Raw genomic sequence first — 13,968 nt, 5'->3', positions numbered from 1 at the left:
GCCAGTTTATTCCGGCAGGAGCATTTCGTTCAGGGCGGCTCCATTCAGGACCATGGGGTAAACCATTTCCTCTTCGCTGATCAGGCATTCGATAAGGGTGAGACCACCATCCTGCATTGCCCGCGCCAGCACCGGTACCACTTCTTCCTGTTTAGTAATACGCAGGCCGGTTGCCCCATAGCACTCTGCCAGGCGGACGAAATCGGGGTTGGCCGTAAATTTCACCGCCGTATACCGGCGCTCGTAGTAAAAATGCTGGAGCTGGCGCACCATGGCCAGGCTCTGGTTGTTGAAAAGCAAAATCTTTAAGGGTAATCCCTGCTCCACGGCCGTACCCAGCTCGGCCATTCCCATCTGGAAACTGCCGTCGCCGGTAATGACCCACACCTGCCTGTCGGGCCGGGCCAGGGCGGCGCCAATGGCTGCCGGCAGGCCGTAACCCATAGTGCCCAGGCCACAGGAGGAAATAAAGGTCCGGGGCTCGGTATAGCCGTAAAAGAGGGCCGCCCACATCTGATGCTGGCCGACGTCGGTAGTAATAATGGCACGGCCGCGGGTCATTTCTCCCAGGCGCTCGATGACCCACTGGGGCCGCACCTCACCGCCCCGGCCGTAGGTGAGGGGATAATTATTGCGTAAGCTCTTGATGCGCTCCAGCCACTCCGGGTGCCTGGCGGTCTCTACCAGGGGGAGGAGTTCCTTCAGGACACAGCTGATATCCCCCACCAGGGGCAGATCTACCCGCACGTTTTTACCGATTTCTGCCGGGTCAATATCCACATGGGCTATTTTAGCCTGGGGTGCAAATTTTTCTATGGCCCCTGTCACCCGGTCGTCAAAGCGAACCCCCAGGCCCACCAGCAGGTCGCATTCCATAACGGCGTGGTTGGCATAGGGTTTGCCGTGCAGGCCGACCATCCCCAGGGAAAGGGGGTTATCTTCAGGAAAGGCCCCCAGGCCGGTAAGGGAGGTAGCCACCGGTGCCTGGATTTTTTCCGCCAGTTCCTGCAGGTATCGTTCCGCCCCGGAAGCCACCACCCCGCCACCGGCAAACAGGAGCGGCCGCTCGGCTTCCTGGAGGAGCTTTGCCAGGGAACGGAGCTGGCCCGGATGACCCTGGTAGGTAGGTTTATAGCCCCGCAGCTCAACCTTCTCCGGAACCGGTGCCTGGCAGGGAGCCAGGGCTACGTCTTTAGGGATATCTACCAGCACCGGCCCGGGGCGGCCTGTACCGGCGATATAAAAGGCCTCTTTAACAATGCGGGGTAATTCCTCCACATCCTTGACCAAGTAATTATGCTTGGTAATGGGAATAGTGATCCCGGTAATATCGGTTTCCTGGAAGGCATCGCTGCCGACCATACTTGTGGGCACCTGGCCGGTAAAGATTACTACCGGGACGGAATCCATATAGGCCGTAGCAATTCCCGTTACCAGGTTGGTGGCCCCGGGACCGGAGGTGGCAAAGCAGACGCCCGTCCTGCCGCTGGTGCGGGCGTAACCGCTGGCGGCGTGGACGGCATTCTGCTCCTGGCGCACCAGGACATGACGAATGGGAGTCTGCGCCAGCTCATGGTACAGGGGCAGGACGGCACCGCCAGGATAGCCAAAGACCAGTTCCACGCCTTCAGCCTGGAGGACCTCCATTAAGGCCCGAGCTCCGGTGCGTTCCCTAATCTCCTGTCCCATTACCGCTAGCCTCCATTCCTTTGGTTTTCGCCCCCCGCAGCATGGCGATTTTACCCGTACGTACTACTTCCCGGATACCAAAGGGGCGCAAGGAGTTTTCCAGGGCATCAATCTTATCGGCATCGCCGGTAGCTTCGATAATCAGGCTGTTGCGAGCAATATCGACGATCCGCGCCCGGAAAATGTCAACTATCTGCATAATCTCGCCCCGGACCGCCGGCTCGGCATTAACCTTAATGAGCATCAATTCCCGGCCCACATGGGGATCATCGGTTATATCGCTGAGCTTGATGACATCGATGAGCTTATTGAGCTGCTTGCAGACCTGCTCGATAATCTGCTCATCGCCATCCACCACAATGGTCATGCGGGAAACGGATGGGTTCTCCGTACGGCCTACAGCCAGGCTGTCGATATTATAACCCCGGCGGCTGAAGAGACCGGCCACCCGGGTTAAAACCCCGGGGCGATTTTCCACCAGAACCGAAAGGGTACGTTTCACTACTGCCTACCTCCCGTCACCATCTTGTTCAGGGTACCACCCGGGGGCACCATGGGGAAGACGTTTTCTTCCGGGTCGATTAAGATATCCACCAGGAAGGGCCCATCTGTCTCCAGGGCCTCCTGCAGGGCCGGGACGACCTCCTCCCGGGCAGCCACCCGCCGGGCCGGCAGCCGGTAAGCTTCAGCTACCTTGACAAAATCCGGGTTACCGGCCAGCTCGGAATAAGCATAGCGCCGTTCAAAGAAGAACTCCTGCCACTGGCGTACCATTCCCAGATAACCGTTATTGAGAAGGATAATCTTTACCGGGATACGATAATGGTTTAAGGTGGCCAGTTCCTGGATATTCATCTGGAAGCTGCCATCACCGGTGATGGCCACGACGGTTTCATCAGGCCTGGCTACAGCCGCCCCCATGGCTGCCGGGACACCAAAGCCCATGGTCCCCAGGCCGCAGGAGGAGAGGAAGGCCCGCGGCCGGTCCACGGGATAATACTGCACCGCCCACATTTGGTGCTGGCCTACGTCGGTGCTGATGATGGCCCGGCCCCGGGTTAGGCGATAGATTTCTTCAATCACATACTGGGGTTTCAGGCCGCACTTATCATAGCGTAAGGGATGCTCTTCCTGCCAGCGCCGAATTCTTTGGCGCCAGGCCGGGTGCTCCCTTTTTTCAGTGAGCCTTCCCAGCAAGGCCTGCAGGGCCTGCCTGGCATCGGCGACGATGGGGATATGGGCCGGGACAACTTTGCCGATCTCGGCGGCATCAATATCGATATGAATGATTTTCGCTTGCGGGGCAAAGGCCTCGATTTTCCCCGTTACTCTATCGTCAAAACGGACACCGACACCGATAATCAGGTCCGTCTCACAGACGGCGTAGTTGGCAGCGACCGTACCATGCATCCCGACCATGCCGGCAAAGAGGGGATGGGTTTCCGGGAAGGCCCCCTTGCCCATCATGCTCATGATTACGGGAATATCCTGTTCTTCAGCCAGCTGCCGTACTTCTTCATGGGCCCCGGATGTAATCACCCCGCCTCCGATAAAGAGCAGGGGTTTTTCGGCAGCAAGAATGGCAGCAGCAGCCTGGGCCACCTGCAGGGCATGGGGTTCCACCCGGCTACGGTAGCCGGGCAGGCGTAACCTGGGGGGGTAGTGAAAGGCCGCCCGCTGGGTGGTGACATCTTTGGGAATATCGATGAGGACCGGGCCGGGCCGGCCGGTAGTTGCCACGTAGAAGGCCTCATGGATGGTTGCCGCCAGATCCCTGACGTTTTTGACCAGGTAGTTGGCTTTGGTAATGGGCAGGGTAATGCCGGTAATATCGGCTTCCTGGAAGGAATCCCGGCCGATCATGGCTACACCGACCTGGCCGGTGATGGCAATAATGGGAATAGAATCCATATAAGCGTTAGCTATCCCCGTTACCAGGTTGGTAGCCCCCGGTCCGGAAGTGGCTATACAAACACCGGGTTTCCCGGTGGCACGGGCATAACCTTCGGCGGCATGGGCGGCTGCCTGCTCATGGCGGGTTAAAATATGGCGGATGCTGGATACTGCCAGTTCATGATATAGGGGTAAAACCGCTCCTCCCGGAATACCAAATACAGTATCCACACCTTCCGCCTGCAGGGCTTTAATGATGATTTCGGAACCGGTTAATTTTTTTGTTTCCACGCGATCCCCAATGGTTGAAGCACTCCTTTGCGCTTTAAGATAGATTCTTTCACTTTTTCCTGATTTGGAAGGGTTTGTTTTACGCTCGTTTCCAAATAAAACCTTCCAGGTTCGCGGTCAACCAGAACTTTACTCCAATACCGCGCCCCTGGCCCCGGAGCCCACCATCCGGGCATAGCGGGCCAGGTAGCCGCTGGTGATCTTCGGCGGCGGCGCCTGCCACCTGGCCCGGCGGCGGGCAATTTCTTCTTCCGGCACTTTCAATTCTAACTTGCCGGCCTCAATATCAATGGCAATGATATCGCCTTCTTCCACCAGGGCAATGAGGCCTCCTGCCGCCGCCTCGGGCGAGACATGGCCGATGGAGGCGCCCCGGCTGGCACCGGAGAAGCGACCGTCGGTAATCAAAGCCACGGAGCTATCCAGGCCCATACCGGCCAGGGCGGCTGTGGGGCTGAGCATTTCCTGCATGCCCGGCCCGCCCCTGGGCCCTTCATAGCGAATAACGACAACATCGCCGGGCTTAATCCTTTGCCCCATAATAGCCGCAAAGGCGTCTTCCTCGCTGTTAAAGACCCGGGCCGGCCCTTCATGCTGCATCATTTCCGGCAGGACGGCACCTTTTTTAACCACCGCTCCTTCCGGGGCGAGATTCCCGTACAGGACGGCCAGTCCTCCTTCAGGGCTGTAGGGGTCCTCGACGGGCCGGATGACTTCCCGCCGCCTTACCTCCCGGCCGCTAACGTTTTCCGCCACCGTTTTAGCGGTTACCGTCAGGGCGCTGCCATCAATCAGGCCATGGCGGTAAAGCTCGTGCATAACCGCCGGGATGCCGCCGGCCTCATCCAGGTCCTGGATATGCTGGCTGCCGGCCGGGCTCAGTTTACAGATCTGAGGCGTCCGCCTGCTGATGGCGTCGAAGGTGCTCAAATCAAGTTCCACACCTGCTTCCCTGGCAATGGCCGGCAGGTGGAGGCAGGTGTTGGTGGAGCCACCCAGGGCCATATCTACAGCTACGGCATTGAGAAAAGCAGTTGTTGTCATGATATCCCTGGGTCGAATATTTTCCTCCAGCAATTCCATAATGCGCATTCCGGCCTGCTTCGCCAGCCGTACGCGGGCCGCGCTGACGGCCGGGATGGTACCGTTGCCCGGCAGGGCCATCCCTAAGGCTTCCGTCATGCAGTTCATGGTATTGGCTGTAAACATCCCCGCACACGAACCGCAACCCGGGCAGGCGCACTCCTCCAGCTCGGCCAGTTCGGTTTCCGTCATTCTACCCGCCTGAGCGGCGCCTACAGCCTCAAACATGGTGCTTAGAGAGACATCCCTGCCGCGGTAGCGACCGGCCAGCATGGGGCCGCCGCTGACGAAAATAGATGGGATATTTAAACGGGCCGCGGCCATGAGCATCCCCGGGACGATTTTATCGCAGTTAGGGATAAATACCAGGGCGTCAAAGGGGTGGGCAATGGCCATTACTTCAATCATGTCGGCAATGAGTTCCCGGCTGGCCAGGGAATACTTCATGCCCACATGGTTCATGGCTAAGCCGTCGCAGACGCCAATAGTGGGAAATTCCAGGGGCGTCCCGCCGGCCAGGCGAACCCCGGCTTTAACTGCTTCGGCTAAGGTATTTAAGTGAATATGACCGGGAATAAGTTCGTTATGGGCGTTAACAATACCTATAAGCGGGCGTTCAATTTCAGCGTCGGTGAGGCCCATGGCCTTCAAAAGCGACCGGTGAGGGGCCCTGGCCAGTCCTGTTTTCATAGCATCACTGCGCATAGTATCTCCCCTAACCTTAACTAAACAAAGATTTCCGGGCCATCTGTTTTTGTCAGTTCCCTGAACCTTGCAATGAGATCCCTGGTGATGGGGCCCGGCTGGCCATCTCCAATGGCGCGACCGTCTACCTTGACAACCGGAATGACCTCTGCCGCCGTGCCTGTGAGGAAGCATTCGTCGGCAGTATAAACATCATGACGGGTAAAGACCTTTTCATAAACAGGTATCCCGGCCCCGGCGGCCAGCTCCATAACGGCATTACGGGTAATGCCTTCCAGCAAGCCCACAAAGGGCGGCGGGGTAATCAGCTGGCCGTTTTTGACAATAAAAATATTATCGCCTGTAGCTTCGGCTACATAGCCTTCTTTATTGAGAAACAGTCCTTCCGGGGCTCCCGCCCGCGTAGCTTCCATTTTGGCGATGATGTTATTCAGGTAGTTCAGGGATTTAATCCGCGGGTCCAGGGCGTCGGGAGCATTGCGGCGGGTACCCAGGGTAACCATCTCGAGACCTTTTTCATATAATTCCGCCGGGTAAAGTTCTATGGCCGCAGCGATACAAAATACTGAGGGCCGGGGACACTTGCGGGGATCCAGTCCCAGATCCCCTTTGCCCCGGGTAACTACCAGGCGGATATAGGCATCCCTTAAATTATTGCGCCGGCAGGTCTCCAGGACTACTTGCGTCATTTCCTCCCTGGTCAGACCCGGATCGAGGTTAATGGACCGTGCGGACTCATAAAGGCGGTCGATGTGCGCCTTCAGGCGGAAGACCCGCCCGTGGTAGGCGCGTATCCCTTCAAAAACCCCATCGCCATAGAGCAAACCATGATCAAAAACAGACAACTTTGCCTCTTCTTCATCCACATACTGGCCGTCAAGATAGATAATGAGCCCCACGCTTCTTCCTCCTCATTTCTACCGGTCAGTGGCATTTTTAGGCCGGGCGACAAAAGCCGCAAAATATGTTTATGTTTCAGTATAAATAACCGTAAATTAAGTGTCAAGGATTTTTCAAAATTACCTATACCGCATGGCGCGAAAGTGGCCCTAACACAAGTCCGCCTGGGATTTCGCTGTGTTGTGCCAGCTCAACGCCCATACCGGGCACACATAAAAGAGGGGCGGTTTTCGCCCCCCTAACTTTTTTATTAACGTTTAACGATGGTTACTGGAGTCCCAGTACATATATAGCTAACATACCATATACGCCGACTGCTACCAAGTAGTAGATTGTTGGCAAGAACGTACGACGGAGGATGAGACCTTCCTTACCGATCATGCCCACGACAGCGGCGGCGGCAACAGCGTTGTGAACGCAAATCATGTTACCGGCGGCACCACCAACCGCCTGAATAGCGACCACCAGGCGCTGGGAAACCCCGATAAAATCGGCAACCGACCACTGGAACAAAGAGAACGTCATGTTACTGATGGTGTTGGAACCGGCGATCATGGCGCCAATAGCTCCGATAACGGCAGCAAAGGCCGGCCAGGCGCCTCCGGCTAAATCAGCTACGGCGCGGGCCATGACGATAGGCATGCTGTCATATCCTGCCGCGTTGAGGTTAGACATAATGAAGACACGAACCATAGGAACGGTAAAAACGAGGGCAGCAGAAGCACCAAGTAGCTGCGAGGCGGATTCCTTTACCGCTCCTTTTATTTCATCGCCCTTCATCTGGAATATAATCCAGGTAATAACACCAACCAGGCCAATTATTGCTCCCGGAGAATAAACCCACTGCCAGCTGTGGCTGATAGATGTTCCCAGGATATTTTTATGATCAATGGTAATCTTAGTTAATATACCTTTAATGGCAGGGTTCATCCGGGTAAGGAGCAGGAAGATACCGACCAATACATAAGGAACCCACGCTTTAAGTAAAGGCATATTGGCCCTTAATTCTCCGGGGTCGCCGCTAACAGTTCCCATCCAGCCGGGTTCCCATTCTTTTTCCGGCGGGAAATCCCAAATCTTCTTCGGCTGGAGAAAACCCCTGCTGGCAGCAAAACTTGTAATGGCAACAGCCAGCAGACCGCTAATCATGGAAGGGAATTCAGGGCCAACAAAATTGGCCAGGAGGACATAGGGAATAACAAAGACAAGGCCGGCAAAAAGGGCAAAGGGCCAAACCTCAAGACCTTCTTTCCAGGACTTGTTCTTGCCGAAGAACCTCGTCAGCATCATACAGATTATAAGAGGCATAACAAAACCGATTATAGCATGGAGGGTGCCGGCTCGTGCCCCGATGCTGGCAATATACTGGGGCCAGGTCAACCCCAAAGATTTAGCGTGAGCCTCAACCACCGCGGCACCGGTCAAACCTGCATTAACACCAAGGAGCACCGGCGTACCCACGGCGCCGAAGGTAACCGGCACACTCTGAGTAATCATACCCACCATCACGGCTGCAAAGGCCGGGAAGCCAAAGGCCAGGAGAAGAGGGCCGACGATAGCTGCCGGGGTACCGAACCCAGAAGAACCTTCAATAAAGCTGCCAAATAAGAAACCAACAATAATGGCCTGGATACGACGGTCCGGGCTGATTTTCATGAAGCCAGACCGTATGGTGGCGATAGCGCCACTGTGTTTCAGGGTGGCAAGCAGCAGGAGAGCGCCAAAAATAATCCATAGCAGGGTCGCTGCAATCCATAACCCCTGGATTGTTGCGGCCAAAACGTCAATTAATTTCATTTTCCAAACAGTTATGGCAATGATAAAGACAGTAACATAACCAAAAGGCATGGCCTGGCGAGCGCCCCATCCAAGTCCTACCAATAGGAACATTGCGACTAATATGGGTAAAAAGGCTAAAAAAGCTAGAACATATGTGCTCATCCGCAATCCCCCTTGTAATGAGTAATGCAAGTATTTTTTAGTGTTTTACCTGCAATATTATTTCGCCTCTTGCCTCTCTCCTTTCTTTAAAAAATTTCATGCAACTAGCGCTTCGTAACAGAATTGCCTCTTAGCCTATGGCTACATTTTAAGCCTCTCTTAGTCGCTATTTCACCCCCATTGACTTGTTTCTGTTTAATGATCGACAGGTCTGACAATTAAACCATCCAGTAATAATATATTCAACATTAAATCATAAAATCCTCTTTGATTAAAAATTTTCTTGCTATTGTTTATGTACTAACATTCACTATCCCTCCACATACAAACAACCCTTCTATGAACCGCAGTCTGCAAATCTAATCCAGAAAAGGTAGCTCTTCCTAAGGCAATCTTAAAGAAAAAGTAACCCCGTAAATTTTGGGGGTAAGTGTTAAACCAAGGATAATAACCCGGGAAAAACCCGGGTGTGGTGGTCGCCCCTAACCGGGGCTTTTTTAATGACAACCGCTACAGCTACTGCAGCTGCCGCCGCTGCAACTGCTGCCGGAAATAGCCGCGCCCGGTTCACCTTTGCGGACATATAAAAAACCGGTAAACCGCTGGCTTACCTGGCCGCCGCACTCCGGACAGCGAACCTTATCTTTATCCTTAATGGCTACAAACTGACTGAACAGGTGCCCGCATTCTTTGCATTTAAAATCATATGTCGGCATGTTTTCATCTCCTTCCCCAATAATTATAACACCCGGTAACCCTCCCTGTCACCCTCAGCAACCTGAGGCTTACAGGTTATGGGTGGTAAATCTTCCGCCGGCAGGATCTGGCTTACGTAATAGTGCATTTCTACCGCCAGGTCAAGGGTCAGTTGTTCGCCGTAAGGTTCCCCGGAAGGCCGATAAAGAAGACGTACCCGGGGCCGATGCGAATGTCCCCGGGCCGTGCCCGTAACTACACCGACATCACCGCTGTTGAGTTGCACCAGGGTGCCCACCGGGTAAGCAGCCACATTGGCCAAAAAGGCTTTTACTATCTCGAAATCATGGGTAAAATTACCCGACCCGGCCAGCATTTCGTAGGCCTCATGAGGCGGATAGGCGCGGCGGTAGACCCGGTCGGCTGTCAGGGCATCATAAACATCCACCACGCCGGTAATCCTGGCAAATTCATGGATTTCCTCACCCTTCAACCCCTGGGGATAGCCGCTGCCGTTATAGCGCTCATGGTGCTCAAGGGCCACCCGGGCCGAAACCAGGCTGACACTTTTTTGCATCCGGAGAATATCAAAACCGCACCGGGCATGGCGACAGACCAGTTCATATTCCTCCATGGTCAGTTTTCCGGGTTTATTCAATATATGCAGGGGCACGCAGGTCTTACCGATATCATGGAGCAGGGCTCCTACGCCCAGGTGCAGCAGGTCCTCACGGCTGTAACGCAGGGTTAAACCAGTAACCAGGGCTAAAATACAGACATTAACCGAATGGGCAAAGGTATAATCATCCAGGGCGCGGATATCGGTAAGATTAACCATAAGCTCTTTGCGGTCTAAAAGGTCCTCAAGCAAGCTGATGACTATCCGCTGGATGCGGGCCGAATCTACCAGCAGGGGCACATGGCCCATTCCCCGGCTCTGGTAATTGCCGAAGAGTTCCTTCACAGCCCTAACGGCCGCCAGGCGGGTCTGCTCGCTGACTATATCTTCTACTTCCAGGTCCCCCAGGAGTTCATCACGAATATATACCGCCGGCACACCCAGTTCTTTTAAGCGAATTATGTAGCTGGGCTTTAAAACTACACCTTTATTGAGTAATACCTGCCCGTCGGCACTGTAAATAGCCCGGGCTACCACCATCCCCGGTTTTAAACTATCTACCGATAGCTTGCGCAATACCGGCACTCCCCTTTTCCCACCGCACCGATATTTCGACACCAATAAAGTAAAATCCTTCCTGTCAGGGCGGCTATACTTTGCCTGCCTAAAAAACCGGTAATATGTAATATCGACCGGAGACGTCCTGGCTTAAGCAGGAAAACAACACCTGGCAGCGGCCGGCAGCTTACCCCGGTAAAAATTAACCACCCTTTACCAGGGTGGTTGCTTTTTATCGAGCTTGCTGATTATGGGGGAAAATGCTATAACCCGGGTCTTTATGCTGGCGGTAGAGGTAATAGCCCAGAGCCAGTACCGCTCCGCCGAGGATTATTATCCCGTAAATCACTGCCGATCACCCCCGCTTTTGTTTCAGCTACCTGTCACCGGCGCTACAAGGATGATATCCTCCCGCATCCTACCACCGGTTTTAGTATAAAAAACCTGCCGGTTGGTGTCAACGCTCAAGCCAGCCCGACGCGGCTGGCCTTCTCGTGTTCCATAAGGCTCACCGTATCTTTCAGGATGCGGATGTATTTCATTTCCGGGTCTTCCGGGCCCTGGAGGTCGGCATGTTCTTTTTTTAGCAGATTGACATAATCTATAATTTCCCGGGTAATAACCTCCCCCGGACAGACCAGGGGAATACCCGGCGGGTAAGCTGTAATGGCTTCGGCGCTGATTTCCCCTTCGGCGTACTCCAGCTCTATGCTGCGCGTCTGGCTGTAGAAGGCCGCCCGGGGCAACACGGCCATCCGCGGGATGGCAGGCAGGGGCGGGCAAAAACGAACCACGTTTTTTAGAGAGCGTTTCCTGGCAATATCCTGGAAGGCAGCAACCAAGCGGCCGGCTGTTTCCCAGTCATCACCAATGGAAACGAGCAACAGGACATTGTAGAGATCGGAAAGCTCGACCTGGATCTTGTATTCCCGGCGCAGGATGGCTTCCATCTCATATCCGGTAAGGCCCAGCCCCTGGACATTGACGGTGATTTTGGTCGGGTCCAGGGCGGTACAGCCGGGCAGGGAGGTTACTTCCTCGCCCATGATGTTCAGGCCTTCGATTTGGGAAAGTTCCCGGCGTATCCACCAGCTTATTTCTAAGGTGCGCTCCAAAAACTCCCGTCCCCGGAGGGCCATTTGTTTCCGGGCTACATCCAAGGAGGCCAGTAAAATATACGAAGGACTGGTGGTCTGGCAAAGATTGAGTACGGCCTTAATATGCTTGGCGTCCAATCTTTCGCCCTGGAGAAGGAGAAAAGAACTCTGAGTCATAGAACCAGCTAATTTATGGGCACTCACTGCCGCCAGATCCGCCCCCGCCGCCATGGCCGACAGAGGCAACGCCGGGTGGAACGGCAAATGGGCGCCGTGGGCTTCATCTACGAGAACAGGTACGTTATATCTATGCGCTACTTCTACTATTTCCTTCAAAGGCGGTACTGTCCCGTAGTAATTGGGGTTGATGACAAAAACCGCCCTGGCGTCGGGATGTTCCTTTAACGCCCTTTCCACCTTCTCCGGCGTAACCCCCATGGAAATACCGTAATCCTCGTTAATCTCCGGTTCGATATAAACAGGGTGAGCCCCGCTCAAAATAAGGCCGCCCAGGGCTGAGCGGTGGGCATTGCGGGGGATAATAATTTTCTCTCCCGGCTGGCAAACGGACATGATCATGGCCTGGATACCGGAGGTTGTACCGTTTACCAGGAAAAAAGCATAATCCGCCCCGTAGGCATCCGCCGTCAACGCCTCGGCATCCCGGATAACATCGCGGGGATTGCAGATATTATCCAACCCGGGTACACAGGTAAGGTCCATGGCCAGGATCCGCTCGCCGACATACTCTTTTAATTCCGCCAGGGCCCGGCCCTGCTTGTGGCCGGGAACGTGAAAGGGAATAACCCCTTCTTCAATATACTGCTTGATAGCCGTAAAAACCGGTGTCCTGGTCTGGTCCAGCATGGCAAACGCCCCCTATCACGCGCTGCAACAGAATTTATTACACCACAAAAGGTGCTGGAATGCAAGCATAATCTTTCTTTATATTTCTATGGGCTTTAGCCATGCCGGGTTACCCCTAAAAATAAAGGGAGCCACCAGGTGACTCCCGCTTTTGCAGGTTTTGTTTTGGCATCGCTACGCGGCTCTGTCCCCCCTGCTCTTCTGCTTCGCCACGGCCTCCCCAGCATCCGGAACAGCGGGTTGCCCCTACCCCTTTTCTACTTCGCACCCAGTTCAGCAGCAATCCTTTTCCTGTCCGCGTCCCTGTCCACTTTAACAAAGCGGCTCTTAAGTTTTGCCATAACTTCGGGCATGGTGGTGTATTCCATATCCTCCAGGGGCAGGCGGTGAGGCTCGAAGGGCCCCAGGGAGCGCAGGTAATTGGCAATTTCGTTGGCCGTCTGGCGTGCCTTATCAAAGGCTACATCGGCGAAGAGATCCTGGGGACCCACCAGGCGTCCGCCGGCCAGCTGGAAGCCCATGGCTACCACCCGCGGCGGACCGTCAAAGCGTGTCGGCGCTGCCTGATTAAGGCCCACAGGCATCAGAGGCCCGATATGGGAACCGCGCATCCAGCCGGCTACCAGGTGAGGATTAGCAAAAGGTTCCAGGGCCTCTCCCACGGCCGGCAGGCCGCTCTGGCAGCGGACAATGCACACCGGGTCGTCTTTGCCCACATAACGCCCGGCCATGAGGTTCAGGCGCTGGGTACTGGACACGGCGGCGATTTCGCCTGTGGTTTTAGAATAAACGGCCTTGATGCAATAGCGCCCCGGCGCGCCAATGAAGACCAGGAGATCGTAGAGTTCTTCGGGTAAAGAAAACTCCACCCGTTCATTTTTAATCAGGTCGTAAACCTCAAAACGGAAGCCCTGGTGCATCTTGGGGTCGATAACCAGGCCGATGGTATTGAAGGGATCGGCAAACATCTTGTAGAGGGGGAAGTTCCAGGCGCCGGGTTCTGTCTTGTCGGCAGCAAAGACAATCACCGGCTCACTCTTACGTTCCTCAAATTCCATTTCGGCAACCCCGGGGCCCATACCCTTGACGTTGCCGGAGAAAGCGTCGGAAAGGAGGTCCTGCCCGGCACCGTAAAGTTTCAGCTCCCGGGCCACCTCGGTACATTGCAGAAAAACATTCCAGGCCAGGTGGTGAATTTCCGGGCAGTCAACGCCATATTTATGAGTCATAATGAGGTTAATATCATCCCCTACATGGGTTACCCGGTAATCTATCAACAGCTTGCTGGCGGCAAGGTAACGTTCCGCTGTCTCCAAAAGGCGCGGGTGGACGCTGGAATGGCCTACATAGCCGCCAATATCAGCTTTAATGACACTTAAAGTAATCTTCTCGCCCAAAGCACACGTCCCCCTTTTTATGTTATAAAGCATTTATGTTATACTATATGTAGTTTTACTAGAAATAGAATAGCATAATTATCTTTTGAAGTAAACATTTTTGGCAAATCGAGTAGGAGGGGGCGGCTAGCCCCCGTCCCCTCACACCACCGGACATGCGGGTCCGCATCCGGCGGTTCACCAAGCTTGACGAAGACTGAGATAGCGTTCGGTTAAGCTCATGAGGCCCTGG

General features: G+C 54.7%; 10 protein-coding genes. All 10 read right to left on the bottom strand.

Annotated elements, in window-relative coordinates:
• Positions 1–6 precede the first annotated feature (6 nt).
• The 10 genes from ilvB (FLZ89_RS08110) to fbp all read right to left on the bottom strand — a co-directional run bounded on the left by ilvB (FLZ89_RS08110) (position 7) and on the right by fbp (position 13,736).
• A complete protein-coding gene (ilvB, locus tag FLZ89_RS08110) occupies positions 7–1,689 on the bottom strand; it encodes a biosynthetic-type acetolactate synthase large subunit (RefSeq protein WP_141263057.1) in 1,683 nt (560 codons plus the stop codon).
• On the bottom strand, positions 1,673–2,191 hold the full coding sequence (gene ilvN / locus FLZ89_RS08105; RefSeq protein WP_141263060.1) for an acetolactate synthase small subunit: 519 nt from the start codon (positions 2,189–2,191) through the stop codon (positions 1,673–1,675). Before ilvN ends, ilvB (FLZ89_RS08110) begins: the two co-directional genes overlap by 17 nt.
• Positions 2,191–3,873, bottom strand: a complete 1,683-nt coding sequence (gene ilvB / locus FLZ89_RS08100; RefSeq protein WP_172613507.1) for a biosynthetic-type acetolactate synthase large subunit — start codon at positions 3,871–3,873, stop codon at positions 2,191–2,193. The genes ilvN and ilvB (FLZ89_RS08100) overlap by 1 nt, the downstream gene beginning before the upstream one ends.
• Positions 3,874–4,002: 129 nt before the next feature.
• Complete coding sequence (gene ilvD / locus FLZ89_RS08095) at positions 4,003–5,661, bottom strand: dihydroxy-acid dehydratase (protein ID WP_141263062.1); 1,659 nt, start codon at positions 5,659–5,661, stop codon at positions 4,003–4,005.
• A 20-nt stretch (positions 5,662–5,681) separates the two neighbouring features.
• A complete protein-coding gene (gene ilvE, locus FLZ89_RS08090; RefSeq protein ID WP_141263065.1) occupies positions 5,682–6,560 on the bottom strand; it encodes a branched-chain-amino-acid transaminase in 879 nt (292 codons plus the stop codon).
• A gap of 268 nt (positions 6,561–6,828) precedes the next feature.
• Positions 6,829–8,502, bottom strand: coding sequence for an L-lactate permease (locus FLZ89_RS08085; protein ID WP_141304752.1), 1,674 nt, complete (start codon positions 8,500–8,502; stop codon positions 6,829–6,831).
• Positions 8,503–8,999: 497 nt separating this feature from the next.
• Positions 9,000–9,218 (bottom strand): FmdB family zinc ribbon protein, encoded by a 219-nt coding sequence (locus tag FLZ89_RS08080; protein ID WP_141263071.1) that lies wholly within the window; start codon positions 9,216–9,218, stop codon positions 9,000–9,002.
• 23 nt (positions 9,219–9,241) lie between these two features.
• Complete coding sequence (locus tag FLZ89_RS08075) at positions 9,242–10,393, bottom strand: HD-GYP domain-containing protein (protein WP_172613506.1); 1,152 nt, start codon at positions 10,391–10,393, stop codon at positions 9,242–9,244.
• Between the two features lie 446 nt (positions 10,394–10,839).
• Positions 10,840–12,339 (bottom strand): aminotransferase class I/II-fold pyridoxal phosphate-dependent enzyme, encoded by a 1,500-nt coding sequence (locus FLZ89_RS08070; RefSeq protein ID WP_141263074.1) that lies wholly within the window; start codon positions 12,337–12,339, stop codon positions 10,840–10,842.
• A 257-nt stretch (positions 12,340–12,596) separates the two neighbouring features.
• A complete protein-coding gene (gene fbp, locus FLZ89_RS08065; protein ID WP_141263077.1) occupies positions 12,597–13,736 on the bottom strand; it encodes a fructose-1,6-bisphosphate aldolase/phosphatase in 1,140 nt (379 codons plus the stop codon).
• Positions 13,737–13,968 lie beyond the last annotated feature (232 nt).

The organism is Moorella sp. E306M (genome assembly GCF_006538385.1).
GTDB lineage: Bacteria > Bacillota > DSM-521 > Neomoorellales > Neomoorellaceae > Neomoorella.
This window is presented reverse-complemented; position numbering and strand designations above follow the sequence as displayed.